Below are 26,438 nucleotides of genomic sequence, written 5' to 3'. Positions count from 1 at the left end.
GGCCCCTTCGGTGTGTGTCTCAGATGACGAGCGGCTCGAAGGACCAGAACCCGGGCCCGGTATCCGCCGACGCCGCCGTGAGCGCCTGCCGGCAGGCCGCTGCCAGCGGGTGGCGGGGCCCCAGCACGGCATCGGCCCGCGCGCTGTTCTCCCGCCCCAGCAGCGGCACGTCCGGCAGCCCTTCGGTCCGGGCCCGAACCAGGACCGTGTTCAGCGCGCACCCGATGGTCCAGGGATGGTCCTCCCCGACCGCCTCCGCCATTGCGACGCGGGCCAGTTCGACCTCCTCGGCTCCCCGGCCCCGGTCCCCCGCCGTCCAAAGCATCAGCCCCAGGTTCCCCTCGGCGCCGATGGTGTACGGGTGCTCGGCACCCAGCATGCCCCGATAGCCGGCCACGACCTGTTCGTGGAGCCGCAGCGCCGGGCCGGGGTCGCCCGCCTCCCTCTGCGCGCCCGCGACCCCAGCGGTGATCAGAAGGGTGAGGGGGGCGTGCTCTCCCAGCATCCGCAGCGCGTCCTCTCTGACCCCGACGAGGTCCATGAGCGCGGTCCCGGCCCACTCCAGTGCGTACCGGCACAGCGCCAGCTGGTACTGCCCGCGCAGCGTCTGCGGGTTGTTGTCGCCCATCACCCGCAGATGGTGCTCGACCGTTTCCCGCAGGGCGTGCCCCGCTTCGCGGTGCCGGCCCAGGAGCCTGAGGTCCGTGGCGAGGTTGATCTCCGAGTACAGGGCCGGTGGCGCGTCCGCGGACAGCACGGCCCGGCGCAGTTCCAGCGTGCGTTCGTCCTGTTCCAGCGCTTGTGCGTACCGGCCGAGCAGCCGCAGTGAGACGGCGAGGTTGTTCTCCGCGTTGAGGGTGCGGGGGTCCTCGGGTCCGAGCAGCCTTCGATCGCGTTCCAGGATCGACGCGGAGAGCTCCAGGGCCTCCTGGTAGCGGCCGAGGCCGCGCAGATCGGCGGCCAGCCCGCCGGCGGCCCGCAGGTGGTCCAGGTCCAGTTCGCCGCGCTCGGTGGCCAGGAAGTCGGCGGTGGCGCGCTCGACCCTCTCGCTGCTCCGGTAGTCGCCGAGGGCCCGCAGCAGATTGGCGTAGTGGTGACGCAGGTCCCAGATCCGGGGATCGGCGGCGCCGAGCAGCCTCTCCCAGGACTCCATCGCGGGCGCGGCGAACCGAATGCCGCTGCCGTACTCCCCGGAGAGGTACATGTAGCGGAGGCAGTTGAGGACCAGTCGGTGCACCTCGGGGTCCGTGCTGTCCAGGACCCCGGCCCATTCGAGGTGGGTGGTGAGGGCGGCGTACGCCGGCCAGTGACGGATGTCCGAGGGATCGCCCGGATCGACGGCGGCCAGCGCGCGGCGGGCTCCGGTGGCGAGAGCCAGTCGGTCGTGCTCCGGCACGTCCTTGCGGATGATCCGGTGGACCAGGCGGTGCAGGTGGACGGACTCACTGCCCTCGGCCCCGTGCGGCTCCACGCGGATCACGGAGTATTCGCGCAACCGGCGGATCGTCGTGCTCCACAGCGCCGGATCGCGGATCACGCCCGCGAGCCGCTCGGGCAGTCCGTCCGGCGAAACCGCCTTGAGCAGCCGTACGGAAACGGAGCCCGGCGCGAAGAAGCCGCACAGACGCAGCAGGTCGACGGCTTCCGGGGCGGCGGCCTGGAGCCTGTTCAGCAGGATCGCCCAGGCGGTCCGGAAGGTGAGCGGGAAGTCGGCCGACACCTTGACGACGTCCTGGTCGGCGCCGTGGCCGAGCAGCCCGATGTACTCCTCGACGGACATGACCGATTCGTTCAGCCAGCCCGCCGTCTGGTCGAGCAGCAGCGGGAGGTCCTCCAGCGCCCCGGCCAGCCGGGCGGCTTCGGTGGGTGTGAGGCGCGGGGCCCGGCGGCGGACGAAGGCGACCGACTCCTGGTGCGTGTAGGCAGGTACGTCGAGGGCCCGGACGTCGTACTCCCCCCACTCCGGGTTGCGGGAGGTGATCAGGACGTGCCCGGGTCCGAGGGGTACCAGGTCCCGCAGCTGTTCGGGTTCGTCCGCCCCGTCCAGGATCAGCAGCCACCGGGCGTACGGCTCGCCCCAGCCCAGCGCCTCGCGTACGGCACGCAGCCGCTCGCCGTACTCGACGCCGGTGGACAGGCCCAGCACCGGGGCGAGTTCGGCGAGCTTCTGCCGGTAGCCCGAGCGCCGGTCGGCCGGCACCCACCACACGACGTCGTACTCGGAGCCGAAACGGTAGACGTACTCCGCCGCCAGCTGTGTCTTGCCGATGCCGGGCATGCCGTGCAGGACCACTCGGCGCCGCCCCGGCTCGGCCATGTGGAGCGTCTCGTGCATGGCCGGCAGCAGTTCTTCGCGGCCGGTGAAGCGCGGGTTGCGGCGAGGCACCCCGCCCCATACGGCGGGCGGGTCCGCGGGGAAGCGCGGGCCGGGCAGTGCGGCCAGTTCCTCAGGCAGTGGCCGCGTGGGCAGCCTCAGGAGCACCAGCAGCCGTCGCTCCGCCTCGTCGGCGGGTACGCGGACGAGGTCCGCCGCATTCAGCGCCGAGGCGGCGCCGGGCAGCGCCGACTCCGTGAGGCGCACCGCCGCGAACCGGTCGGGGTCGGGTACGACGACCTCGCGCAGGGCCCGGTTCCACTCCTCGTGGCTGCGGAGTTCCGGCTGGACGTAGGGGTCGCTGAGCAGGAGCAGGACGCGGCCGGGGGCGCGAGCGAGGTCCCGCAGGGCCTCCTCCAGCGGCAGTTCGGGCGGTGGGGACCAGCTCCGGCGGAACACCCGCACTCCGCGCAGCTCCAGCCGGTAGCCGATCCATTCCGCCCAGGCCCAGTTGTACCCGGCGGAGCTGATGGTGACGCTCGCGTCGGGGCCGTCGGCCGCGACCGGTCCGGGGTGCGCGGGGGACGTCTCCGGCCCGCGGACGAGGGTGCCGGGCCTCGCCCCGCCGGAGTGCGCCGACTCCGTGATGAGGCAGGCCAGTTCTTCCTTGCGCACCGACGCGCCCCACTGGTTGAAGACGGTCAGCCGCAGCACGCCGGGCCCGCTGGAGGGCCCCGCGGTGACGAGGAACGTCGCCGGGCCGTACGTACCGCCGAAGCGGTGCAGGACGACACCGGGGTCGTCGAGTGCCTCGCAGACGAAGTACGGCGCCCCCTCCAGGGCGACACTGAACGCCAGTTCCTCCTCGTCGTCGTACGGCCAGGCGTCGGTGTCCGTCCGGCCCCGGCCGTCGAGCGGGCCGCGCAGGTCGACGCTGACGCACTGGACGAGGCCGGGTCGCACCTCGGGCAGCCAGCCCACGACGGGTTCGATCAGCAGGGGACGCTCGTCGCGGGTCACAGCCCGCCCCCTTCCCTCGGAGCCGGGGTGCCCTGGTGGCGTCCGGTGAGGCGCAGCGTACTGAGCGGGTGTCCGTAGTACTGGAACATCAGGCTGTACAGCAGCCGCAGCACGTTCCGCTGCCGCCGCGTGTCGAAGGTGCCGTCGTCCCTGACCATCATCGGTACGCCGCCGCCGATCAGGAACGTGTCGTGGACCCCGGCGCGAATCGCCCGCAGCGCGCCGGCCACCGGCCGGTCGGGGTCCTCGGTCACGGTGTCGACGATCCGGCGGATCATCACCCGGGCCTCGGAGTCACCGACCTCGCCGGCCGAGACGATGCAGCCGCCGGCGCCGTTGCGCAGGAATATCTGTGTGAAGCCACGCAGATACTGCCTGCCGTCCCCGCCGTAGTCGAGGAACCGCCCGGAGTGGCACGCGTTCAGGCAGACCAGCGTGTCGTCCCGGCTCAGCAGGCGCATGTCGAGATCGTCGTAGTCCGCCCAGGTCCCGCCGGCCAGGGTGAGCTTGCTGAGCTCGTGGTCGAAGGTGCCGTGGCAACCCATGTAGACGAGGCCGGTCCGCTGTTCGGTGACGTCGTCGAGGTTGTTCAGGAAGCTCTCGATGCCGAAGTGCGTCCGGTGTTCGTACTGTTCGAAGAACTCCTGGTCACGGCTCATGTCGGGGTGGAAGAAGCCCAGCACCGCGCCGTTGGGCGCGACCGCCCTGTCGGGGAAGTCGTCCAGCCAGCGCGCCACGTCCACGAGCGCGCCCAAGGGGCCGCCGCGCAGCCCGGCCTCCGGTACGGCGGGCAGGTCGAGTGCTTCCCACGGCAGGTCGAAGCCCGTCTGGTCGAGGACGACGATCTGCAGCCCGTCGCCGTGGGCGAGCCGGCACCGGTTGATCCAACTGGTGAGCTGGTGCTGGTACTTCGACCAGCGCCGAATGGACCGGAAGAGTTCGGAGGGCGGCGTGCCGCTCCGGCGTGCGTGGCCGAGACCGATGTCCCGGGGCCGTAGTTGACCGCTTCCCGTGGTGTACGGGAAGTGGTCCACCCCGTCGCACCACGCCTCGACTCCGAAGGCCTCCGCCGCACCCGCTCCCGTGTGGTGGCGCGCGACGCGGATGCGGGCGTACGTCGTGTCGGGTGCCCGCGCGGCGTCGACGGGCGCGGCGCCCAGACCGCGCGGCTGCGCCGTCCGTGCCCCTTCCGGTGCCGGCGTCCGCCGGACGGGCGGGGCCTGCGCGGCCGATGCGGCCGGGCCGCGGATCGGGCGGACCCTGCCCTCAGCCATGACGCGCCTCCGGGGCCACGGCCTCGGGGTCCTGCGGGCCGGTGGCGTCCCCGGCCTCCCGCCGTCCGACGACACCGCCGCCGAGTGCCTCGGCCAGGGCGGTCGCAAGGCGGCTGTACGGGTGCCGGCCCGGGTCGACGACCACGCTGCGCAGCCGGCTGCGGCCCAGGGCGCGGATGTGGCCGGCCACCGCCACCGCGTCGTCGACGCCGGCCCGTTGGACCGGGCCCGGCCCCGGCCGTCCGCTGCGGCTCGCGGTGAGCGGCACATTGCCGCGGCCGTCGGTGACGACGACCAGCAGCGCTTCGATCAGTCCGGCGCTGTGGTGCCGGAACGCGCGCCGCAGGGCCTGTCCCGCCAGGTCGAGTCCGTGCGCGAGCGGGGTGGCTCGTCCTGGCCGCCGGGCCAGCGCGGCGGCGATCCTGGGGTCGCGGGTGGACCGGGCGGTGAACGAGCGGGAGCGGAGTTCGTTCGGCTCCCCCTCGCCCCCGACCTCCACGATCTGGACGGAGGCCCGGGTGACGTAGGCCCAGTGCAGGAACGGTTCGAGCGTCGCGTACCAGTCCCAGTCGCCGCGGCACGTGTGGTCGAGCACCAGGGTCAGGGTCCGCACCGGTTCCGGCGCCCGTACGTAGCCGCGCAGATCGGGCGGGGCGATCACCAGCGAATCGCCGGCATCGCCGCGTACCGCCCGGTACTTGGCGGCTTCCATCGCGGTGCGGACCGGAGCCAGGTCCCACAGGTCGCGGGCGCGCCGCACCCCGACGACCGGTCCGCGGGAGGCGCGCCCACCCGTGGTGCGGCGGGCGGGTGTCCGCAGTGTGGCCTCCCCCGGCCCCGGGCCCGCCCTGTCCTCCGGGTACGGGACATCCGCGTGCGGCACTTCCCCGGCGGCCGGTGCGAGGCCGAGCGGCACGGCGGAGTCCGGGCCGTGCACCGGGGTGCCCGCTTCCGCGTCCCGGTCCCGACTCCGCGGCGGCTCGGGACTGTGGGGTCGGCTGCCGGGCCGGGGAGGTCCGGGCAGCTCGTGCTCCGGGGGCGGTTGCGGCGGCGTTCCGGGGCGGTGGACGGCGCGGAGGCGGATCAGCCGTGCCGCCCGGTCCACATGGCCGGCCGTGACCGGGCGCGGTCCGCCGTCGGACGGGCGCCTCTCGGCCGCGGTGGGCCCTGCCTCGTCCAGCCGGGCCAGGCCCCGGGCGATGCGGGCGAGGGCGAGTTCGCGGCGGTGACCTCCGCTCTCCCGCTCGTCCAGGTGTTCCAGCACGGTCGACGCGGCCTCGTCCGTGAGCGTGAGGCAGGGCCGGGGAGTCTCGGGGTCGAGGGCCCGCGCCCAGTCTGCGGGGAGTGCGCCGAGCGGGTCCGGGCCGGGGTGTGGCCGCAGCCCCGGGGCGGCGAGGCGCACGGAGAAGCGGTCCAGCAGGTGGGGTGAGACCAGTTCGGTGTCCTCGGCGCGGCAGCACGCCAGCCATCGTGTGCGGGGCCGGCCGTCGTGCCGGTGGTCCGTGTGCGCGACGGTGTCCGCGCCGAGCAGTCGTACGGCGGCGCGCATGCCCGGGACGCTCAACCGGGCCAGGTCGGGCACGACGACCAGCCGGGGGCCGTTCCCCGTCTCGGCCAGCGGGCCGGGCCCGAGGGTGAACTCGATGCCCGCGGGGCCCCGATGGACCCGGGGCCGTATCCACAGGTCCTCGTCGAGCGTGGCGGAGTCCAGGAAGGTCCGGGGCACGGTACGGCCCGAGGGGTTTCCGCAGGACCGGCCGAGCATGTCCGCGAACACCCCAGCGACGGGGGAGAGGTATTCGGGCGGGAGATCGAACAGGAGCACGCCCGTGAGGGACGGCTCCAGGGCGGAGCAGACGAGCGCGGTCAGCAACCGGCCGGGGAGGTCGTCCGGCTCCCCCGGGTCCTGGTTCGGTGTCGGCCGTTCGGGCATCGCGCGTCAGCCGAAGAGCTCGTCGATTGCGGCTTCCTCGTCCTGCCCCCAGGCCGGCTCCTGACCGTGCACGGACTCGGGCCTGCGGTGGCGCAGGGCGAGCGGCAGGACCCGGCGCACATGGCGGGCATTCACCCGCTCCGTGTCCTCCCGTGCGGCGAGGGCACGGGCGGCCTTGGCCACCAGCAGATCACCACGCTGCCCGACGGCACCTGTCCGGGCAGCCGCTTCGGCGCAGAGCCGGCTGATGTCCGCCTCCAGCCGTACCGCTGTCAGCCGGGCGCGCGCGGCGAGCAGGCCGTCGCGCAGGCGCCGGTTGTCCTCCTCGGCGGCCCGTAGCCAGCCGGAGTCCGCGCGCAGGCGCTCCTCCTCGAAGGCGAGCACGGTGGTGATCATCCGGTGCCGCTCCTCGATGTCCAGCTCCGCGGCCGTCACCATCAGCCCGAACCGGTCCAGGAGCTGGGCCCGCAGACTGCCTTCCTCGGGGTTCATCGTGCCGACGAGCCCGAACGAGACATGGGTCTCGGTGTCGATTCCCTCCCGCTGGACGGAGAGGACGCCGGTGGACACCACGTCGAGGATGATGTTGACGATGTGGTCGTCGAGGAGGTTGACCTCGTCGACGTACAACAGCCCCTTGTCGTGCGCCTCTTCGAGCAGCCCGCGTTGCCTTCGGGCCTCCCCGTGCATCAGCGCGTCCAGCTCCCAGCCGCCGAGCACCCGGTCGTCGGTCGCGTTGATCGGCAGGGTCACGGGCATGCACCCGCCGGTCATCAGCGCGAAGGCCCGCACCACGGTGGACTTGGCCGTGCCGCGCTGCCCCGCGATGAGCACGCCGCCGATGGCCGGGGCGATGAAGTTCAGCTCCAGGGCCAGCTTCAGCTCGTCCTGCCCGACGATACGGCTGTACGGGAGGATCGGCGCCGGCGACGCCTCCCGCGCCGTGTCCCTCACGAGGGCGCCACCACCGCGACCGCCTGCTCCTCGCGCCCCGGCTGCCAGCGGAAGGTGACCTGGATCTGCGCCTCCGCACCGGCCTTGACCACGGCGGCCATCCCCGCCTCGAAGGTGATGCCGACCTGGAGCTCGACCTCGTCGGGCCGCAGCCCGTCCCCGAGGTCGCCCAGCCTGCGCATGGCCTGGGAGGCGCAGCGGCGGGCGAGGTCGAGGCCGTCCCCATACAGATCACCCGCCGCCCCGAGCGCACGGCGGGCGGCCCCCGCACCGTCCCGCGTCTCCTCGCTCCCGTACAGCGAGTCCGCGTCGGTGACGGGTGCCCCGGTGGCGGTGAACGCCTCGACGTCCACCACGACCGGTATGGGACCGTCCTCGCCGGGTGCCGGTGAACCCACAACGACAGCCATCGTTGCCCCCCATGAGCGCTCAAGTAGCCTTTGCCGCAAGGTTACTGACTAGCCGTCACCAGCACCATGGCCTCAGATCATCTGCGGCTCGAAGTCCCAGTACGGACGGTTCCTGGACCGCGCCGACACGGTGTGCGCGTGCTGCGCGCCGAGCGTCGCCACCAGATCGTCCAGTGCCTCCGTCTCAACCTTCTCCGCTCGCTGCCTGTCCCGAATCCCCCTCAGGTCCGCAGCATGGGCGATGCGGGCGGAGAGAGTCAGCGGGTGGGTGCGTCCCAGGACCTCGGTGGCGCGTGTGACGACTGAGTCCGTCAGATTGACGGCGGACTCCACGTCGCCGACCAGGTTGCGTACGGCCGAAGCGTTGATGGCGCAGCCCAGGGTCCAGGGATGGCTCTCCCCCACCGAACGGCCCATGTCGATGAGGGCCTCTTCCAGCAGGTGGTGCGCCTGTTGGCGTTCCCCTACATTGCGCAGGATCAGGGCGTGGTTGGCGCGGCTGCCGGCCACGTACGGATGTTCCTCACCCAGCATGTCCACATAGCCGCCCACCACCTTCTCGCTTATGGCCCTGGCCTGGTCGATGTCGGCGTGCTCGCGGGCGAAGAAGCTCTGGCTGGCGGCGAACATCATGGTCAGCGGGTCATTCTCGCCAAGCACGCGCTCACCGCGCTCCAGTACGCGAGTGAACAGCACAGCGGCCTTGTTCCGCTCCCCCGCCCGATACTGGCAGAGTGCCAGGTTGTGCTCGGCGCGCAGGGTCTGGGGGTTGTCCTGGCCCATCACGATCCGGTGCACACGGGCGCTCTGGGCCTGGACGGACTGGGCTTCGTGGTACCTGCCGAGGAGGCGCAGGTCGGTCGCGTAGTTCACCTCGGAGTACAGGGTCCACCCGTGGCGGGGCCGCAACAGCTGGCGGCGTGCCTCCAGAGTGCGCCGGTTGAGTTCCAAGGCCTCCTCATAGCGCCCGAGGAGGCGCATGGACGTGCCGAGGTTGTTCTGCGCGCTGAGCGTGCGGGAGTCCTGCTCGCCCAGCAGTTCCCGGTACGACGTCAGGATCCAGCTCGACAGCTCCTGCGCTTCTTCGTAACGGCCGAGGCCGCGCAGGTCCGCGGCGAGGCCACCGGCCGCCCGGAGGTGTTCGAGATCCTGGGGGCCGCGCTCGGTCCTCAGGTGATTGACGGCTGCCCTTTCGATCGCCTCGGTTCCGGCGTAGTCGCCCACGGCCCGCAGCAGGTTGGCGTAGTTGTAGCTGAGGTCGAAGACGCGCGCGTGGTTCTCGCCCAGCAGTTCCCGCCAGGCGGTCATGGCACGCGCGCCCAGCTTGATGCCGGCCCGGTACTCCCCGGAGAGGTACATGTAGCGGAGGCAGTTGAGTACCAGGGTCTGCACAGCGGTGTCTGTGCTGCGCAGCACGTCGGCCCACTTCAGATGCGGTGTGATCTCCGCGTAGCGGGGCCAGAGCCTGGTGTCCGTGGGCCGGCCCGGGTCGGCGGCGGCGAGGGCGCGGCGGACGACATCGATGAATTCCTGCCGGTCGTGATCCGGCATGTCCTTGCGGACGATCTGGTGGACCATGCGGTGCAGGTAGAGCGACTCCCCGGAGGACGCCTCGTCCACGACTGACTCGTGGGATTCCAGGCGGACCACGGAGTACTGGCGCAACTGGCCGATCGCCTTGTTCCACAGCAGCGGGTCGTTCATCAGACCCGAGAGCTGCTCGGGCAACTCCCCCGACGGCATTTCCTTCAACAGCCGCACGGGAATGGAACCGGGTGCGAAGAAACTGCACAGGCGCAGCAGGTCGACGGACTCGGGGACGGTGTCCCTGAGTTTGTTCAGCAGTATCGACCAGGCGGTCTGGAAGGCGAGAGGGAAGTCCGCGGAGACCTTGACCACGTCCTGGTCGATGCCGCCACTGAGAAGTTCGATGTATTCCTCGACCGACATGTCGGAGTCGTTCAGCCACCCGGCTGTCTGATCGAGCAGCAGCGGGAGGTCCTCCAGCGCGTCGGCCAGCTGGTCGGCCTCCGTCCGGGTCAGCCTGGGGGCACGACGGCGGATGAAGGCGACGGACTCGTCGCGCCGGTATACGGGCACCTCTACGAGGTTGCTGTTGTGCTCGCTCCACTCCGGGTTGCGGGAAGTGATCAGCACGTGCCCCGGGCCGGTGGGCACCAGGTCCCAGATCTGGTCGGGCTCGTCGGCGCCGTCCAGGACCAGCAGCCAGTGGGCGTGCGGGTCGCCGCGGCGCAGCGAGTCGCGGACGGCACGCAGCCGTTCGCCGTACTCGGCGCCGGTGGCGAGTCCCAGTTCGGGGGCGAGTTCGGCCAGCTTCTGCCGGTAGAGCGCGCGCCGGTCCGCGGGCACCCACCAGACCACGTCGTAGTCGGAGCCGAAGCGGTAGACGTATTCGGCGGCCAGTTGGGTCTTGCCTACACCCGACATGCCGTGCAGCGTCACCACGCCCGCCCCGGTCCCCGCCTCCTGCAGGGCCTGGTACGTGTCGGTGAGCAGTGCCTCGCGGCCGGTGAACCGGGTGTTGCGGCGCGGTACCCCTCCCCAGACTTCGGGTGTGTCGGCGGGGTAGCGGGGGCCGGGCGGCGCGGCGGCGTCCTCGGGAAGCGGATCGGCGGGAAGTCCCAGGTGTACGAGCAGACGGCGTTCCGCCTCGTCCGCACCGACGTTCGTCAGGTCCGCCGCACCGAACGCGGAGGTGGCACCGGGCAGCGCCGAGGTGGTGATTGTTACCGCGGCGAAGCGGTCGGGATCGGGCACGACCACTTCGCGCAGGGCTCTGTTCCACTCCTCGTGGCTGCGGGGGCCGAGCTGGAAGTACCAGTCGCTGAGCAGGACCAGAATCCGCCCGCGCGAGAGCGTGAGGTCGCGGAGCGCGTCCTCCAACGGCAACTCCACCGGGGGGTCCCAGCGCTGCTGGACGACGGTCACCCCGTGCCGCTCCAGCCGGTCCGTGATCCACGCCGCCCAGGCCCGGTTGAATCCGGCGAAACTGAGGGTGACGGTCTGCGCCCCGGTTGCTCCAACTTGCCTACGCGTTACGGGCATTCAACCGTCTCCCTGACCTCGTTGTGAGCCTTTTCAAGATACACCGGGGCCTGCGAATCCCGGCCATGATCGCGCGGCTGCTCAACTCCTGGATGATCCGTTCCTCTGCTGCCATATCACCTTGGCGGTGGCCACGTACGCCTCCGCACGCGCCAGGTGACCCGTGGGTGGCGGCGAATCCTCCAGACGGTGGTAGAGCGTGATCATTTCGTTGACGAGTACACGTCCCTCGACGGTCAGGGAGGCCGACCCCGCCAGTACCGGCAGCACTGCCCCGACCTGCTGCCTGCACCGCGCGTGTTCGGCCCAGGCCAGATCCCGGTGGGTGACGCGCTGGGCGTTCAGTGCGAACCGCTGCCAGTAGTCGGCGAGCGCCAGATGCGAGTAGGCACCTTGCAAGAGCCCGTCGAAGGGCCTGGGATCGGGACGCCAAGGAGCGAAATGCCGGGGCGTCGCGTCCTCGTGGTGCAGGGGGACGAGGGCGCAGAGCGCTGCGAGCTTGGTGTGCTGGAGTTCATGTACGAGCGTCGACGTGAAGTAGGCCGCAGTGGCGGGCTTGCTGCTGAGGATCGCGCCGAATGCCTCGCGCCGGGTGCCGCTGCAATGCGCCGCACTCCGACCCGTGGGCCCGGAGCCGGGCGGTGGCCCGAGGGGGACCATGCAGCGCAGCAGGACGGCCGCCTCGGCAAGCCGGTGTTCTCCGCCGATGCGCAGCAGCGGCTCGATCCCTGACCAGGACTCGATCCAGGCCTTGCGCTCCCAGTCGTCGATCGGGTCCGCACCGCTCAGTCCGTGTTCTTCGAGTCCGCTGCCAAGGGTGCGGTACGGGTCGAGGTCGTCGAGCGGGATGGCACCGGATCCCGGCAGTACCGCAGGCAGCATAAGCATGGGCAGCCACCGTGGGTCCGCTGATCCCGTGGTGCCGTCCGACTGAATGCGTACGGTCAGGGGCGGCACGTCAGCAGGCCGTACCGTCAGCTCGCCTCCCGAGCAGTGCAGTTCGACCGGGCCCGCGTCCACCCGGGCGGCTCCCAGCGTGGGCAGCGACAGCAGCCCGTCCCTGGGGCCGAGGCAGACGGTGAAATCCACCCCCGCCCGGATCGCCGCCGCGGCCGCGAGTGCGGTCAGGTGGGCCAGGTCCGCGAGGAGGTCCGGGCCCGCGGCCGGGGCGGTGAGGCCGCCCAGCAGGCGCTGCGCCCAGGGGCCGGCCAGGGGGTGGAACAGGACGGTGCGCGCCGCGGCCCGGTCGGTGCGTTCGGCGGCTTCGAGCAGGGCCCAGTCCTCGCGCAGCCGGTCCAGCAGTGGGGGTGGGCACACGGTCGCCGGCGCGGCCGACGCCGCGTCGAGCACCGCCCTCAGAAGGAGGAGGCGGCGGGTGTCCTGGTCGCGGACGAGCAGGCCGAGGGACGCGGCGTCGCCCTCGGTGCGGCCGAGTTCGCGCAGGACGTGGTCGGGGATGGCGGTGCTCATGGAAGGTCTCCAGCGGTTGCTTCGGCGAGCCTGGCGGCCACGTGGCGGACCAGCCGTTCGAGGTCGGCGCAGTAGACGGAGGGGTTGGCGAAGCCGTTGTCTGCGCGATAGCGGTGCGCGTAGTGGCCGCCACCGCACACGGTCAGCAGCGGGCAGGCGCGGCAGGCGGCGGCGAGCGCGCCGGCTCCCGCCTGGCGGGCGGCGACACCGGGGTGGCGCAGGGCGTCGTCGAAGGTGTGGCGGAAGACGTCGAGGCCGGTGGCGGCCGCGCCGTCGTACGCGGACTTGAGGGAGTCGACCTGCTCGATGGAACCGTCCGTCTCGACCACGACCGCGTTGACCGGATCGAGACCGAGGGACTCGGTGGCGGCGGGCAGTCCGAGGAGCAGGGCGACGCACTCCTCGAAGAGCCGGATGCGGGTCTCCCGCCCCGGGGCAGGCCACCAGTGGTCGAAGACGGCGCACAGCCAGTCGCCGTACGGGGTCGCGCGGCCCGATCCCGGGCCCATGGCCGTGTCCGTGAGTCCGGGCAGTCCGGGCGGCGGGCTGGACCAGTTGCCGTGCGGCAGGAGGAGGTCCAGGGCCGGGGGGCGCAGGGCGAGCAGCGACTCGTACATCTCCAGGGGGTCCGTGCGCGGGTCGACGACGGTGAGGATGCCCGCGTACGCGTCGGGGTGGTGGTCGGCCAGGAGCCGGGCACCGCGTGAGGCGGCGGGCCAGGAGGGGCGGCCGGCGTGGTCGGTGCGCAGGGTGTTGTGGGCGGCCAGACCGCCGTCGAGGCTGATGCCGACGCGGATGCCGTGCCGGGCGAGGGTGGTGATCCCGGCGTCGGTGAGCAGGGTGGCGTTCGTCTGCACGGTGGTGTGGACGGCGCATCCCGCCGGCACCCGCGCGCGCACCGCGTCGGCGAGGGCCGCCAGCCGGCCGGGTCCGGCGAGGAGGGGTTCACCGCCGTGCAGGACGAGGGCGACGCTACGGAGCCCGTGGGCCGTCGCGTGCTCGGCGATGCGGCCGGCGGTGCGGTCCAGAACGGCGGGGGCCGCGGCGGCGGGGCGGTCGCGCCAGGTCCGGTCGGGGCCCTCGTACAGGTAGCAGTAGCGGCAGGCGAGGTTGCAGCGGCCGTGCACCTTCACGATGAACTGGCCGAAGGGGACCGGCGTCGCGCCCGGTCCGTCCGCCGGTGCCGGGCCCGCGCGGAGGTGCGCACGGGCATCGCGCCGCGGCGCCCGTTCCGCGGACCGCTCCTCCCGGGGCGTCGTCCGTCCAGCCACTCAAGCACCCCCGTGCTGTACGCCGGCCGGGGTGGCCCCCGATACCGGCCCGGAGGGAGTGTCCCCGGCGTACGGCATGCGCAGCCCCGTCGCGGGCCACGATGTCCTGATCGGGCACACCCAGGGCCGAAACCGTGCGGTGCCCGGGACGCGGGACGGCACCACCGGACCGCGGCCATCCGCCCGGGACAGCCGTCGGTGGACCTTCCTGTCCGGACCGTGTCGGTGGACGTCCTCCTCAGAAGGCGTTGGTGAACCCCCAGAGCATTTCCCTGGGCTGCTCCGCCCGCCCCCGCAGATCCGCCACCACCTCGGTCAGCACCGGGTGGTCCAGGGTCCGCAGGGTCGCCAGGTCCAGGCCCAGCAGGTCGGGCAGCTCCCCCGTGCCCGTCGTGGCCGTTGCGTCGTTCCGTGCCGACTCGCTCATCACGCCTCCCCGTACCGCACTGCCGGGCCGGCCGGCCCATCGCTCGTCGTCGAGCGCGTGCCGCCTGTCCCGCGTCCTGGGTCTGGTCTGCCTGTCTCCGCTGCCCGGACCTTCGCGCGGGCGGCGGCCGCGGGGCCGTCGCCGTGCTCGCCGTTGAGCACTCAGCGCTCCAGTTCGGCGAGCCGCCCGGCGGTGGACTCACCCGCCGCGCCGCCGCCGTCCGGCAGTTTGCGCCACTCCTGCCGGGCCGCCCGGTACGCGTCCCGCGCGGCCTGGGGGCGGCCCGCTCTCTCATACGTCATACCCCGCCAGTGGTTGGCTGTAGCAGCCAACTCCACCGCTTCCCGGAGATGTTGTGGACTGTCCGGCTCCGTTTGTGCCTCGGCCGCGGACTCGGCGGCCGATCTGAAGGCCTCCGCCGCCTCGTCGCGCCGGGCCGGGCGGCCGAGGACTCCGGCGGCCTGGAGGAGGGCCCGGCCCAGCTCCAGCCAGCAGTGCGCGGCGGTGAGCGGGGCCGTGGCCTCCTCGGCGGCCAGCTTGAAGAGGTACTCCGCCTCGCGCAGGTCGACCCGGTCCGCGGTGGCGCGGTGCCTCAGCATCAGGGCGCGGCCGAGCATCAGCAGGCGCTCGGACTGGTGCGCTCCCCCGGCCGGCATCTCGGAGCGGCAGTCCCGCAGCACCCGTACCGCGGCCCCGATGTGCCGTGTGCCGTCCGGGAGTTCGGCGCGGCGCAGCAGGGTGGCCCCCCACTCGGCGAGGAGGTCGGTGTAGGCGCGGGAGTCGCGCGGGATGCCGCGGGCCGCGCGGGCGAACCACTCGGTGGCGTTGACGAGTTCGGCGGGGTCGCCGGTGTGCTCGTAGCGGGCGACCCGGACCCTGCCCGCCCTGGTCTGGAGCTGGGCGCGCCGGCGCTGGTCGCGTACGGTCTCCAGCGCGTGGGCGGTGAGGGTGGCGGCCTCCTCGGGCTCGGCGCCCGAGGCGAGCAGCGCGTCGACCAGGTCCAGGACGATGCGCGTCTCGGTGCCCAGGGTCTGTTGGCCGCCCTGCGCGAAGGCGGTGCGCAGGGAACGGGCCGCCTGGCGGGCGTACTCCCGGGACTGTTCCTCGTCCTGGGTGGCGCGGGCCAGCTTCAGCAGGGTCCGGCCGTGCTGGAGCGGCAGGACGGCGGGCCGGTTCTCCTGGTCGGGCCAGGCGTCGGCGAAGGCCTCCAGCATGCCGCAGGCGCTCTGGAGCAGGGCGGTGTCGCCGTCGAGCCGCCACTGCGCCTCCAGGGCCCGCACCCGCTCCAGGGTGAGCCGCAGCGCCTCGCCGGGCTCAAGGCCGGGGGCCGCGCAGGCCGCGGTGTACTCGCGGTCGGCGCGCCGCAGGAGTTCCAGGGCGCCCCGACGGTCGCCGCGCCTGCGCCGGTCGTCCGCCGCCGCGTGCAGCACCTTGGCGAGCACCGCCCGCTCCCGTACGGCACCGGGGCGTGCGGCCCGCTCTGCGGCGCGTTCGGCCTCGTCGAGGAGGTCGGCGCCGCCCTGCACCTCCCACAGCCGCAGCACGCAGCGCGCGTACTCCGACCAGAGCTCGGGGTCGGCGGACGGCGTCGGGCTGTTCTCGGCGGCGCCTCTGAGCAGTTGTACGGCGTCGATCAGGCGCTGCACCATCTTGTCGGCCTCGAAGTGCCGCACGAGTTCACGCGCGCGCCGCACGGCGACGCCGCCCGCGGGGGGCGAAGGGGTCCCGGGGGTCTTCGGCTCCCGGGTCACGAATCTGGGGGGCACAGGCATGAATCGCTCCAGTACGCGGGCTGCGACCTCGGCAAAGGCGTGGGGGACGCGCGGACCGCCGCGCCTCTCGTTCCCCTCGGCCCCCTCGTTCTCCTCACTCTCGTCGGCGTCTTCCCCGTCCGTGTCCGTGTCCGTGTGCCCGTCGTTGGGCTGTACGTCCTCGGCCCCGCGCGGCCGGCCGGTGCCCGGCCCGGGGCCGTGTCCGGTGTCGCGTACCGTGCCGTCGCCGAGCTGGGCGTAGGCCAGGGCCGGGAAGTTGGGCCCGCCCTTGCCGAACCGCTGCTCTATGTATTGCGAACAGTGCTTGAGTACGAGTAGAGCCTCGTCACGGCCGAGCGGCCCGAGCAGCGCCTCCTGCACGTCGGGTTCGAACGCGTACCACTGTCCGCGCCCGGTGCCGCCGTCGACCCTTTTGAGGAGGCCGCTCAGCAGCACCTCGGCCAGCTCGGCGGGGCCCGAGTGGGGCAGCATGGTGCGCTGCACCAGCTGCATGACCGGCAGGTAGAGGGGGGCCGCCGCGAGGTAGACGGCGAGCTGGCCGGCGACCGGGGAGGCCGTCGAACGGAACCGGCTGACCAGCTGGAGCGAGGACAGCGTGTCGCCCCTGCGGCGGGCGGCCGCTTCGGGCTGGTCGGCCCTGACCCAGCCGACCGCACCGGGGACGGACGCGGCGCCGGTGCCGGAGAGCAGCTTCGCCCAGGCCGCGAGCGCGTCCGGCGCCGGGGGCAGCACCGGCACGGCCAGGGCCCCCGGGTGGATGTCGGGGCCCGTTCCGGCGTCGCCTGTGACCTTCAGCAGGGTCGCCCCGGCCGGGCCCTCGCCCCGGGTCAGCGAGCCGAAGGTGACGGGCAGCCTCGTCCGGTTCCACATGCGCTGCGGCAGCGGCTGCAATACGGCCACGGGGGCCAGGCGGGCGAGCTGGTGCAGCAGCCGGTGCGCGTGGCCGGTGCGCCAGAGGGGGCCCGCGCAGTCGCTGACCACGACCGTGACGCGGCGCCCGGTCGGGTCGCTGAGCCGGTCCGCCGAGTGCAGCGGGGCCGCGGCCGGGTCGGGGCTGCGGCTGACCGCGCAGCCGCCGTCCGGGCCCTGGTGCAGATAGCGCACCTGTACATCCCTGAACGCCCCCAACTGCGCGAAGATCTGCTGGAGTTCGCCGAACAGCCGGTCCCAGACCAGCATCGAGGACGAGGCGTCCATCACGCACTGGACGATGGCGTCGCCCCGCCGGACCCCCCTGAAGACCGGCATGATCACGCCGCCCGCGCGGGCACTGCGTTCCGCGGTCGCGGTCTCGTCCAGGACGCGGCGCAGGGGGGCGGAGACCGGGTGGTAGCGCTGCAACGGGCGCAGCGCGCGGGAGAGTTCGAGCGGGGCGGGCAGGACGGGAGCGGCCGGTACGCCGAGGGGCAGCACGGCGCGGGCCTGCGCGCCGGAGCGCGCGCCGCCGGTCCGGGGCGCGTCCCGGTCCTCCGCGTCTGTGGCGTCGCCGGTCCGGGCGCGCCCGGGGACGGGGTGCAGGGAGATCCGCTCGCCGTCCCCCGGCTCCCGCTCCGCGCCCCGGTGGTCGTCCCGGGTGGCTTCCGCAGTGCGTACGTCCGGTGCGGTGAGCGTACCGACGCGGCCCCGGGCGGCGGCCTCGCCGGAGGAACGGGCGCCCGAGAGCAGCGCTCCGGCCCCGCCGTCGCCGGCGTCGGGCGCGCCGGGTCTGCGGGTCCACTGGGCCAGCCAGAGCGCGTCGCACAGCTGCTCGACGTCGGGTTCGAGCCCGGCCGCGCGCAGCCGGGCGACGAGTTCGGGCAGCAGCCCGTCCTCGTACGACTCCGAGACACCGGGCGCCTCGGGCGCACCGGGCGCCCCAGCCGTCTCGGGCGTCTCGGGCGCTCCAGCCGTCTCGGGTGACCCAGCCGTCTCAGACGTCCCAGCCGTCTCGGGCGTCTCGGATGCCCCAGCCGCCCCTGGCGTCTCGGGCGTCCCAGCCGCCTCAGGCACACCACGCACGCCAGCCGCCCCATGCGCCCCATGCGCCCCATGCGCCCCATGCGCCCCATGCGCCCCATGCGCCCCAGCAGCACCGAACACCCCAGCCGCCCCACCAACCCCAGCAGCCCCTCCGGCCTCAGCCGCTCCTCCAGCCCCCCGAACCCCCCGCGTCCCGTCCTCGTCCGACCCGGGCATCAGTACCTCACCTCGGCCGGTCGAGTCGCTGGATGAGCAGGTCGGCCAGCCGGTCGCGGCCGGCCGGTGACGCGGCGTGCGTGAGGTATATCGCGTTCAACAACTGGTCCGTGGCCAGGAGTTCGGTGCGGGAACGCTCCAGGAAGTGGGCGATGAGGTCGTCGCTGGAGCGGGCCGCCTCCTCGCCCAGGTGGGCCTTCACGAAGGAGGCCAGCCGTTTGTGGTCGGGGCGGCCCAGCTCCAGGTGGATGCAGCGGCGCATCAGCGGGGCCGGGAAGTCCCGCTCGCCGTTGCTCGTGAGCACGACGAAGGGGAAGGACCTGCACTGCACCCGGCCGCCCCTGATCCGCACCTTGTTGCCGTCGTGGTCCAGCACGTCCGCCTCGCCGCCGGGCAGCCGGTCGACGATCCGCTCCAGTTCGGGGATGGCGAACTCGCCCTCCTCCAACACGTTCAACAGGTCGTTCGGCAGATCGATGTCGCTCTTGTCCAGCTCGTCGATGAGCAGCACGCGCGGCCGGTCCGAGGGGAGCAGGGCGGTGCCCAGCGGCCCGAGCCGGATGTAACTGCCCACGCTCTGCGCCGCGTCGGCCCCGGCCGCACCGCCCGCCGCCGCCGCGTGCGAGGCGATCTGCACGTCCTGGAGCCGGGCGATGGCGTCGTAATGGTAGAGGCCGTCGAGCAGGGTGGTGCGGCTGACGACGGGCCAGCGCAGCACCTTGCCGAGCTCCAGCTCCCGCGCCACGGAATGGGCCAGCGTGCTCTTGCCCGCGCCCGGGTCCCCCGTGACCAGCAGCGGGCGCCGCAGGTACAGCGCCGCGTTGATCATTTCCAGCTCCTCGGCGCCCGGCCGGTGCTCCTCGGCGACGCGTCCGGGGATGCCGAGCCGGCGGTCGGCGGACTCGGTGCCGTCCGCCTCGCCGTCCGCCCGGCCGCCGCTGAAGTCACGCCAGGGCGGCGGGGGCGGCAGCTGCGCCACTTCGTCGTGCGGTTCGCCGACGCCTCGGTAGATGAGCCACTCGCTGGGTTCACTCATAGCGTGTTCCTCATTGTCACTCGTCCGCCACCGGCGGCCGCCGTCGAACGTGCCTTACCGTAGCGATCCGGCCCAACCCCCGTAAGAGAAAGGTCAGTTCGCCTCTGCGGGTGATGCGGTACGCGGTGGCTCAAGGCGCCTCCAGGAAGTCGGAGCCCGGCAGCGGACGGTGCGGATCGTCGTAGTAGAGGGCGGCGCCGGCGGACCAGTACATCTCCGTGCGCCCGGCGCTCACCCCTCTGCGCAGTTCATGGATCTTCCACGGCAGCCGGTCGTGGGTACGGGTGTCCGATACGGCCTCGGCCACGCGCCGGTGGAACTCCCGGCAGACCGTGTCGCCCTCCGTGGCACGCCGCTGCAACAGGGCGACGCCGAAGCCGCTGTCGAGCAGCCGCACCACCCCGGCCGTGACGTCCGAGTCCGGCCGGCTCCCGTAGCGGCACAGGACGGGCACGGTCTCGTGGGCCAGGGCGAGCAGCCGCGCCGACTCCGGTACTCGTACCCTCAATTCGTCCTCGCAGTCGACGACTTCGGCCCGCAGCGGAGTCGCCAGGCCGGCGTTCCAGCGGGCCGGGCGCTCCTCGGGACGGCCCTGGTACGGGCTGCGCAGCACCACCGGGCGTACGGCTCCGAGGCGCTGCCCGGACGGGGGCAGCACCCAGTCGTCCACCGGGAGGCCGAAGAGCGCGGGCGCCACGACGACCTGGAGCATGGCCGGGCTGCCCGGTTCGTCGCACCGGCGGAACGCCTCGGTCAGCGCGGCGGCGAGCCGGTCGGGCACGGTGCCGAGCGGGGCGCCGCGGCTGTCCTCGTCCACCGGCTCCGCCTCCGATGCCCGGCGGTCCACGGCGACCCGCCAGTCGTACTGGTCGCGGGACCAGCCCTGGAGGTCGACGTGGAGCACGACGCAGTCGCGGTCGCCGTACAGGACGGGCGCGCTCGCCCGGGTGCGATCGGCGGGCTGGCGGTTCTGCTCCAGGCGCAGCCGGATCTCGGCCCACTCCACGTCGAGCTGCCGGCGCAGGTCCCTGGGCAGCTCGACGTCCGCGATCCGCTTCACCCAGCCCCACAGCGCCTTGGCGTTGCGCACGGAGAGCTGTCCGCAGGGCCGGTCGGCCGCCAGGACGCCCATGCAGAAGCGCACGATCAGTTCGAACTGGGCCTCGCTGTCGCGGGCGCGGACGTCGTACAGCGCGCCCAGTCCGTCGCGCCAGCCGCGCGGGGCCGGGCGGTGGTCCCGGGAATGCACCCCGGGCAGGCGGTCGAGCAGCATCAGCAGGGCGCGGGTGCTGGCGGGCGGCGGCAGTTCGGCGAGCCGGCCCAGCAGGTCCACCCGGCGTTTGGGGCCGAGGATGCCGCCGGGCGGGACGGGCAGTTCGCTCTGCGCGTCGGTCCAGGTCCGCTCGGTCCCGGCCGAGCTGGTGTGCTGGTCGGCGTGGTAGCGGTCGTGGGCGTGGAAGACGGCCTGGTATATGTCGTCGGTCTCGGTCTCGACGGGGGTGGCCGGCACCTCAAGGGTGCGCAGCCGCTCGATGCCTACGGCGGTGCCGCCCTGGTGGCCGTCGAGCCGTGACTTGATCACGCCGACCACCTCACCCCGGACGAGGTCGACCAGCGGGCCGCCGGACATGCCGAGCTCCACCCAGTCCCCGTCGAGCCTGACGACCTGCTCGGCGTCGCCGGACCCCCCGTAGGAGCCCTTCACCGCGCAGACGCCGCTGCGGTTCTGGAGTCCGCCGCCCTGTCCGGGCGCCCAGCCCACGCAGCGCACCTCGCGGCTGCGGAGCATCGCCTCGGACCGCTCGGTGACGTACACGCAGGTGTGCTCGACGGGGCGCTGGAGCTGGATGAGCGCGAGGTCGGGGGCCGGCCAGCCGCCGCCCCCGGGCGGCCGGGCGCCGGGCATCGCGGCGACGACCTTGCCCGGCACCTCGGTCAGTTCCGCGCTGTAGCGGTCCTCCTTGAACCACACGCCCACCATGCCCCCCTCCCCCCGCGTCGCCACGTGTGCGCAGGTGAGGACCCAGCTGGGGGCGACGAAGAAGCCGCTGCCCAGGAAGTCCCCTCCCGGCCCGTCCTGGGCATACCCGGACGGCGGGCGATGGATGCGTACGGTGGCGTCCTGCACGAGGTCCATGAGGGCAGCCTGAGCGGGTCCCAGCACCCCCTCTGCGCCCCCCTGGCCATCGAAGGTCATACCCCGCCGCCGTCGGTGTCGTCCGCACCGCCGGGTTGTGCCGGTGCGCCGGGGGATGCCCCGGCGGGCGGGAAGCCGGGGTGTGCGCCCGCGTGCGGCGGTGGTGCGGGGGGCGCGGGCGGAAGGGGTGGCGCCGGGGCCGGGCTCCCGGGCGGCGCGGAGGTCTGCGCGGGCACCGGGGCGGGCGGGGGCGGGTCGACCGGAGGTCCACCACCGCTCCAGGTGAGCGTGACCGTGATCGCGCCCTTGGCCTCGCCGTCCGCGAGCAGTCCGACGATCTTGCCGGCCTTGGCGGTGAGCTCGATGCCGAACTCGACGCTCACCTCGTCCGGCCGCACCGCGCGCAGCGGCACGGCGAGCGAGCGCGCCACCCCCGTCACCACCGAGTGCAGGCTCTCGACCCGTGCCTGCACCTGGTCCGCGAGGTCCCCGAACCCGGTGTCCGTGTATGTCGGACCGCCGCCGGGAGCCGGACCGGCCAGTTCCTCGGCACCGGAGATCCTGGCCCAGACCGGCGTGCCGTCCGGAAGCTCAATGCGCGTAATACGGGACCCACTGTCACCCATGACACCCCCCGTTCGCCAACTACCCGCAGATTAACGGCCGTAGTCGGCCGATGCGGGGTACATCGACGAGGACGCGACGAAGGTGTCCGGCGGGCCTCTAAACTTCGTGCCATGTACTTCACCGACCGCGGTATCGAGGAGCTGGAGAAGCGGCGAGGCGAGGAAGAGGTCACTTTCGAGTGGCTCGCCGAGCAGCTGCGTACGTTCGTCGATCTGAATCCCGACTTCGAGGTGCCGGTCGAGCGCCTCGCGACCTGGCTGGCCCGTCTGGACGACGAGGACGACGAGGACGAGTAACCGGCCCCGTCAGCCGGTCGCGTCCGGGCCGTCCGCCCGGATGCGGTCGTACGCGAGGCCCAGCGCCCCGTGCGCCATCAGCAGCACCCCGGCGAAGGCCCAGCCGCCGCTGCGCCGGGCCGCCCCCCAGAGGGCGAGCGGGAGACCGGCGGCCAGCTGGGCACCGGCCAGGGCGCGGGCCCTGGGGCCCCGCATCCAGGGCCCCAGGCGGCTGTGCTCCGCCGCGTCGAGGTCGACCTGGACCGCGTCACGCCAGCCGGTCCACTCGATGCGCTCGGCGTCCGGCCACCCCTCGCTCCCCGGGTCCGGCCGCGCGCCGGGCTCCCCCGGTTCGAGGCCGGCCGGGAGCGCGAGGCCGGTGCGGGTGAGCACGGCGAGCAGCCCGCGCAGCCGGACCCGGGCGTCGGCGTCCGGGTCGGGCCGGGTCAGCGCTTCGAGCGCCTGCACGTCCAGTACGGGGTCGAGACCGAGCCGCTCGGCGAACGTACGCATCGCCTCGTCCTCGCCGGCCGGGGTCCCGTCCGCCAGCCAGACGTAGCCCACCGGGCGGCGGAATCCGGCGGCGAGGGTGTAGCCGGCCCGGTCGCCGTCCCACCACAGCGCGAGCACCGGCCAGGTCGAGCCGACCGCGAGCGCGGTGGCCCAGCCGCCCATCACCCGGTCGACGGGCTCGGCGGCCTCACCCGTGGCGGACTCCGCCCGCCGGCCGCCCCGCCAGGGCTCGCCCTCGGGTACGAGGAGGCTCCACCCGTCACCGGCGGGTGCGAGCAGCAGCGGCTCGCGGAGCAGCCGGGCGACCGGGCGCACGGCTTCCGGCGCGGTCCGGCACAGCAGCAGTGCACCCACGGGTGAGGTCGCGTCCATGCCCACACCGTAGGACACATTGTCCCGTTCCGATGGGTTTTGCTCACCCTCCACGCCACCCGGAACCCCCACCCCTCCCCCGACTTTCCCGCCCTTTCTTGACTTCCCGCACCCGCGATATATCGTGTTCCTCAAGAGACGCGATATGTTGCGTCGTCCGCGCTACCCGGGAGGTCAGATCCATGCCTGTCTCGACATGGGCCGTCGCCGAGCCTCAAAAGCTGGCCTTCGACGCGCCGGTGACCGCGCTGAAGGTGCGCGTCGTCAACGGCACGGTCAACGTCGTCGGCACCGACGAGCCGACCGCACGCCTGGAGGTCTCCGCCATCGAGGGCCCGCCACTGGTCGTGACGCACGAGGACGGTGTCCTGACCGTGGCGTACGAGGACCTGGCCTGGCAGAACCTGCTGAAGTGGCTCGACCGCAAGGAGTGGCGCCGCCACGCGGTCGTCTCGCTGGCGGTCCCGGCCGGCTCGACGGTGGAGGTGGGCGTGGTCGGCGCCGGCGCCTTCGTCTCCGGGGTCCGCGGCCGTACGGAGGTGCGGGGCGTCACGGGTGACACCACGCTCGTCAAGCTCGCCGGACCGGTGGGCGCGGAGACCGTGTCCGGCAGTGTGGAGGCCCAGTCCGTCACCGGCGATCTGCGCTTCCACTCGGTCTCCGGCGATCTGACGGTCGTCGAGGGCGGGGGCGCCTCGGTGAAGGCCGAGTCGGTCAGCGGCGGCATGGTGCTCGACGTGGACCCGACCGGGAAGCCCACCGACATCCGGCTGACCACGGTCTCCGGCGAGATCGCGATCCGGCTGCCGCACCCCGCCGACGCGACGGTCGAGGCGAACACCGCGAGCGGCTCCGTCTCCAACGGCTTCGAGGACCTGCGGGTCAGCGGCCGGTGGGCCGCGAAGAAGATCACCGGCACGCTGGGCGCCGGCACCGGGACCCTGCGGGCGACGACCGTATCGGGGTCGATCGCGCTCCTGCGCCGCCCGCCGGCGGCCGAGGAAGATTCGTACGACGGCGAGCCGACCGGAAAGGTGCTCTGACATGCCCCCCGTATTCGCCCACGGCCGTCTGCGGCTGTACCTGTTGAAGCTGCTCGACGAGGCCCCCCGGCACGGCTACGAGGTGATCCGGCTGCTGGAGGAGCGCTTCCAGGGGCTGTACGCCCCCTCGGCGGGCACCGTCTACCCCCGGCTGGCCAAGCTGGAGGCCGAGGGCCTGGTCACGCATGCCACCGAGGGCGGCCGCAAGGTCTACTCGATCACCGAGGCCGGCCGCGCCGAACTGGCCGACCGCACGGGTGAGCTGGCGGATCTGGAGCTGGAGATCCGGGAGTCCGTCTCCGAACTGGCCGCCGAGATGCGCGACGACGTGCGCGGGGCCGCGGGCAAGCTGCGCAGCGAGATGCGGGCGGCGGCCGACGAGTCGCGCCACACCTCGGGCGGCGGCAAGGGCACCCACTCGGGCGGCAAGGAGTCCCCCTTCGGCGGCTTCGGGGACCTCGGGGACCTGGGCGACCTCGGCGATCTGCGCGACAAGGAGGCGTGGCGCTCCGCGAAGGAGGAGCTGCGCAAGGCCAAGCAGGAGTGGAAGGAGCAGGCCCGCCGCGCGAAGGACGAGTCCCGGCGCGCCCGCCAGGACGCGCAGCAGGCCCGCCGCCAGGCCAAGGAGGCCCAGGACCGGGCGCGCGAGCAGATGCAGAACGCCGCCCGTCAGGTCCAGGAGCACTTCGCCCGGGGCGACTGGCCGGCCGGGGTCCGTGAGGGCCTGGCCGAGATCACCGGCCAGCTGGGCGGCTTCGCCCGCACCGGCGGCTGGGCGCCGTACATCAAGCCGGACGCCGCGGACACCGACCCCGACTGGGGCAAGGAGACCGGCGGCACCGGCGACCCGGCCCGCGACCTGGACCGCCTGCTCGACCGCTTCCGCGACGAGATCCGCGACGCGGCCCGGGACCACGGCGTGACGGAGGACCAGCTCACGGAGGCCCGCCGCCATCTGTCGACGGCGGCGGCCCACATCGCGGCGGCGCTGCGCGGCAGCGACGACGAGGGCGCGAAGTAGGGGCGGGGGGCACGTGCGCGCGGGGGCGCGGGCGCACGGTGCGCGAGGCGGCGAGGCGGGGGTGCGTTCGAGGCGCCGGGCGTCAGCGCAGGGCACGGGCGCGGGGCGGGGGGCCGGCGCGCCCGGGGAGCGACACCCCGGGCGCGCGGGGCGCGAGGCGAGGGCCGATCGGTCCGGGGAGTGACGCCCCGGGCGGGCCGGGGTGCGAGGCGAGGGAGCGAGGCGGGGGCCGACCGGTCCGGGGAGCGACACCCGGGGCCGGCCGGCCCCCGTTATGCGCCCCGGCGCGCGTCCGGCCGACGGGCCGCTGGTTCCGGCCGACGGGCCGCTGGTTCCGGCCGACGGGCCGCTGGTTCCGGCCGACGGGCCGCTGGTTCCGGCCGACGGGCCGCTGGTTCCGGCCGACGGGCCGCTGGTTCCGGCCGGCGGGCCGCTGGTTCCGGCCGACGCCCGGTCAACGCGCCTCGCGCCCCCTGCCCCGGCCCGGTCAACGCACCTCGCTGCCCCGGCCCCCGCCCGGTCAGCCCGCCTCGCGGTCCTGGTCAGCGCCGCCGTCCCCGTACAGCGCGCGCTCGACCGTCGCGTACGTGGCGCCGTGCTCGGCGAGCACGTCGGCGACGATTCCGGGGGTGGCGGTGAGGGCCAGCAGCAGGTGTTCCTCACCGATGAACCGGTCCCCGCGGCCGAGCGCGATCCGCAGCGACCTCTCCAGGGCCTTCTTCGCCTCCCGGGCGAACGAGGGGCTGCCCGACCATCGCCGCCGGCCCCCGCCGCCGCCCCGCAGGGCACCTTCGCCGTGCGCCTCCTCGATGCGTGAGACGACCGCGGTGAGGTCGATACCGATACCCGCGAGCGCCTCGGCGTCGGCCCTGGTCATGCCGCCGCGCCGGCGCGCCTCGGCGAGGCCGGCCTCCACCGAGGCCCTGCGGTCCGTGAGACCCAGCGCGGTGACGGCGAATGACGCCCGGCCGGTCACCTGGTCCAGGAGGGCGAGCAGCAGATGTTCCTCGGTGACCGCGCCGGCACCGGCCCGCTCGGCCTGCTCCACGGCTCCGGTCACCGTGGCGCGGGCCCCATGGGTGAATCGCTCGAACATCAATGCCTCCCGTACTTCTTGTGCACGGCCTGCCTGCTGACGCCCAGTTCGGCGGCGATCTCCTGCCACGACCAGCCCTGGGCGCGTGCGCTTCCGACTTGTACGGCTTCCAGCTGCTCCAGCAGCCGCCGCAGCGCGGCGACCGACCGCAGCCCCACCCGGGGGTCGCGGTCGCCCGCCCGCTCGGCGAGATCCGTTGCTTCGGTCATGCTGTCAACTTACGTTGACGAGC

Annotated in this window: 19 protein-coding genes; 3 read left to right on the top strand and 16 right to left on the bottom strand. The window is 73.6% G+C overall.

Annotated elements, in window-relative coordinates; translation table 11 throughout:
• Positions 1-19: 19 nt before the first annotated feature.
• The 13 genes from fxsT (P8A18_RS23725) to P8A18_RS23665 form a co-directional block, all read right to left on the bottom strand.
• Positions 20-3,334, bottom strand: coding sequence for an FxSxx-COOH system tetratricopeptide repeat protein (fxsT, locus tag P8A18_RS23725; RefSeq protein ID WP_306057407.1), 3,315 nt, complete (start codon positions 3,332-3,334; stop codon positions 20-22).
• On the bottom strand, positions 3,331-4,608 hold the full coding sequence (locus P8A18_RS23720; protein WP_306057405.1) for a CHAT domain-containing protein: 1,278 nt from the start codon (positions 4,606-4,608) through the stop codon (positions 3,331-3,333). The genes fxsT (P8A18_RS23725) and P8A18_RS23720 overlap by 4 nt, the downstream gene beginning before the upstream one ends.
• Positions 4,601-6,541, bottom strand: a complete 1,941-nt coding sequence (locus P8A18_RS23715; RefSeq protein ID WP_306057403.1) for a hypothetical protein — start codon at positions 6,539-6,541, stop codon at positions 4,601-4,603. The genes P8A18_RS23720 and P8A18_RS23715 overlap by 8 nt, the downstream gene beginning before the upstream one ends.
• Positions 6,542-6,547: 6 nt before the next feature.
• Positions 6,548-7,495: an AAA family ATPase gene (locus P8A18_RS23710; protein ID WP_306057401.1), complete on the bottom strand. Its 948-nt coding sequence runs from the start codon at positions 7,493-7,495 to the stop codon at positions 6,548-6,550.
• Positions 7,492-7,905, bottom strand: coding sequence for a CU044_2847 family protein (locus P8A18_RS23705; RefSeq protein WP_202453318.1), 414 nt, complete (start codon positions 7,903-7,905; stop codon positions 7,492-7,494). Before P8A18_RS23705 ends, P8A18_RS23710 begins: the two co-directional genes overlap by 4 nt.
• Before the next feature lie 72 nt (positions 7,906-7,977).
• Positions 7,978-10,971 carry an FxSxx-COOH system tetratricopeptide repeat protein gene (gene fxsT, locus P8A18_RS23700; RefSeq protein ID WP_306057399.1) on the bottom strand — a complete coding sequence of 998 codons (2,994 nt, stop codon included), beginning with the start codon at positions 10,969-10,971 and terminating at the stop codon, positions 7,978-7,980.
• A gap of 81 nt (positions 10,972-11,052) precedes the next feature.
• Positions 11,053-12,441: an aKG-HExxH-type peptide beta-hydroxylase gene (locus tag P8A18_RS23695; protein WP_306057398.1), complete on the bottom strand. Its 1,389-nt coding sequence runs from the start codon at positions 12,439-12,441 to the stop codon at positions 11,053-11,055.
• Entirely contained in the window at positions 12,438-13,577 is a 1,140-nt protein-coding gene (locus P8A18_RS23690) for an FxsB family cyclophane-forming radical SAM/SPASM peptide maturase (protein ID WP_306061107.1), read from the bottom strand. The genes P8A18_RS23695 and P8A18_RS23690 overlap by 4 nt, the downstream gene beginning before the upstream one ends.
• 373 nt (positions 13,578-13,950) lie before the next feature.
• Positions 13,951-14,139 (bottom strand): FxSxx-COOH cyclophane-containing RiPP peptide, encoded by a 189-nt coding sequence (fxsA, locus tag P8A18_RS23685; protein WP_306057396.1) that lies wholly within the window; start codon positions 14,137-14,139, stop codon positions 13,951-13,953.
• A gap of 161 nt (positions 14,140-14,300) precedes the next feature.
• Positions 14,301-17,900: an SAV_2336 N-terminal domain-related protein gene (locus tag P8A18_RS23680; protein WP_371933712.1), complete on the bottom strand. Its 3,600-nt coding sequence runs from the start codon at positions 17,898-17,900 to the stop codon at positions 14,301-14,303.
• Positions 17,901-18,093: 193 nt separating this feature from the next.
• The gene (locus P8A18_RS23675; protein WP_306057395.1) at positions 18,094-19,122 is read right to left on the bottom strand and encodes an AAA family ATPase; all 1,029 of its coding nucleotides are present in this window, start codon (positions 19,120-19,122) and stop codon (positions 18,094-18,096) included.
• Positions 19,123-19,252: 130 nt separating this feature from the next.
• A complete protein-coding gene (locus tag P8A18_RS23670) occupies positions 19,253-21,259 on the bottom strand; it encodes a VMAP-C domain-containing protein (protein WP_306057394.1) in 2,007 nt (668 codons plus the stop codon).
• A 56-nt stretch (positions 21,260-21,315) separates the two neighbouring features.
• On the bottom strand, positions 21,316-21,885 hold the full coding sequence (locus P8A18_RS23665) for a CU044_2847 family protein (RefSeq protein ID WP_306057393.1): 570 nt from the start codon (positions 21,883-21,885) through the stop codon (positions 21,316-21,318).
• Positions 21,886-21,996: 111 nt separating this feature from the next.
• On the opposite strand from P8A18_RS23665, the gene P8A18_RS23660 reads away from it, so the two are divergent.
• Entirely contained in the window at positions 21,997-22,182 is a 186-nt protein-coding gene (locus P8A18_RS23660) for a DUF6104 family protein (protein WP_010061466.1), read from the top strand.
• 9 nt (positions 22,183-22,191) lie between these two features.
• Here the strand turns inward: P8A18_RS23660 and P8A18_RS23655 are convergent, their stop codons facing one another.
• Positions 22,192-23,046 (bottom strand): hypothetical protein, encoded by an 855-nt coding sequence (locus P8A18_RS23655; RefSeq protein WP_306057381.1) that lies wholly within the window; start codon positions 23,044-23,046, stop codon positions 22,192-22,194.
• 182 nt (positions 23,047-23,228) lie between these two features.
• Between P8A18_RS23655 and P8A18_RS23650 the strand changes: the two genes are divergently transcribed.
• Positions 23,229-24,089 carry a DUF4097 family beta strand repeat-containing protein gene (locus P8A18_RS23650; RefSeq protein WP_306057380.1) on the top strand — a complete coding sequence of 287 codons (861 nt, stop codon included), beginning with the start codon at positions 23,229-23,231 and terminating at the stop codon, positions 24,087-24,089.
• Between the two features lies 1 nt (position 24,090).
• Positions 24,091-25,110 carry a PadR family transcriptional regulator gene (locus P8A18_RS23645; RefSeq protein WP_306057378.1) on the top strand — a complete coding sequence of 340 codons (1,020 nt, stop codon included), beginning with the start codon at positions 24,091-24,093 and terminating at the stop codon, positions 25,108-25,110.
• A 520-nt stretch (positions 25,111-25,630) separates the two neighbouring features.
• On the opposite strand, the gene P8A18_RS23640 is transcribed toward P8A18_RS23645, so the two are convergent.
• Both P8A18_RS23640 and P8A18_RS23635 read right to left on the bottom strand, forming a co-directional pair.
• On the bottom strand, positions 25,631-26,206 hold the full coding sequence (locus P8A18_RS23640) for a Clp protease N-terminal domain-containing protein (protein ID WP_306057375.1): 576 nt from the start codon (positions 26,204-26,206) through the stop codon (positions 25,631-25,633).
• On the bottom strand, positions 26,206-26,415 hold the full coding sequence (locus P8A18_RS23635; protein WP_018549966.1) for a helix-turn-helix domain-containing protein: 210 nt from the start codon (positions 26,413-26,415) through the stop codon (positions 26,206-26,208). Before P8A18_RS23635 ends, P8A18_RS23640 begins: the two co-directional genes overlap by 1 nt.
• Positions 26,416-26,438 lie beyond the last annotated feature (23 nt).

The organism is Streptomyces sp. Mut1, from assembly GCF_030719295.1.
In the GTDB taxonomy this organism is placed as follows: Bacteria; Actinomycetota; Actinomycetes; order Streptomycetales; family Streptomycetaceae; genus Streptomyces; species Streptomyces castrisilvae.
Note: the sequence above shows the minus strand (reverse complement) of the source record. Positions and strands in the feature narration are given on the sequence as shown.

Coding starts and splice junctions, on each gene's coding strand:
- P8A18_RS23720 (WP_306057405.1), bottom strand. CDS start 4,608: ATGGCTGAGGGCAGGGTCCGCCCGATCCGCGGCCCGGCCGCATCGGCC.
- P8A18_RS23715 (WP_306057403.1), bottom strand. CDS start 6,541: ATGCCCGAACGGCCGACACCGAACCAGGACCCGGGGGAGCCGGACGAC.
- P8A18_RS23705 (WP_202453318.1), bottom strand. CDS start 7,905: ATGGCTGTCGTTGTGGGTTCACCGGCACCCGGCGAGGACGGTCCCATA.
- fxsT (WP_306057399.1), bottom strand. CDS start 10,971: ATGCCCGTAACGCGTAGGCAAGTTGGAGCAACCGGGGCGCAGACCGTC.
- P8A18_RS23695 (WP_306057398.1), bottom strand. CDS start 12,441: ATGAGCACCGCCATCCCCGACCACGTCCTGCGCGAACTCGGCCGCACC.
- fxsA (WP_306057396.1), bottom strand. CDS start 14,139: ATGAGCGAGTCGGCACGGAACGACGCAACGGCCACGACGGGCACGGGG.
- P8A18_RS23675 (WP_306057395.1), bottom strand. CDS start 19,122: ATGAGTGAACCCAGCGAGTGGCTCATCTACCGAGGCGTCGGCGAACCG.
- P8A18_RS23670 (WP_306057394.1), bottom strand. CDS start 21,259: ATGGACCTCGTGCAGGACGCCACCGTACGCATCCATCGCCCGCCGTCC.
- P8A18_RS23665 (WP_306057393.1), bottom strand. CDS start 21,885: ATGGGTGACAGTGGGTCCCGTATTACGCGCATTGAGCTTCCGGACGGC.
- P8A18_RS23660 (WP_010061466.1), top strand. CDS start 21,997: ATGTACTTCACCGACCGCGGTATCGAGGAGCTGGAGAAGCGGCGAGGC.
- P8A18_RS23655 (WP_306057381.1), bottom strand. CDS start 23,046: ATGGACGCGACCTCACCCGTGGGTGCACTGCTGCTGTGCCGGACCGCG.
- P8A18_RS23650 (WP_306057380.1), top strand. CDS start 23,229: ATGCCTGTCTCGACATGGGCCGTCGCCGAGCCTCAAAAGCTGGCCTTC.
- P8A18_RS23645 (WP_306057378.1), top strand. CDS start 24,091: ATGCCCCCCGTATTCGCCCACGGCCGTCTGCGGCTGTACCTGTTGAAG.
- P8A18_RS23640 (WP_306057375.1), bottom strand. CDS start 26,206: ATGTTCGAGCGATTCACCCATGGGGCCCGCGCCACGGTGACCGGAGCC.
- P8A18_RS23635 (WP_018549966.1), bottom strand. CDS start 26,415: ATGACCGAAGCAACGGATCTCGCCGAGCGGGCGGGCGACCGCGACCCC.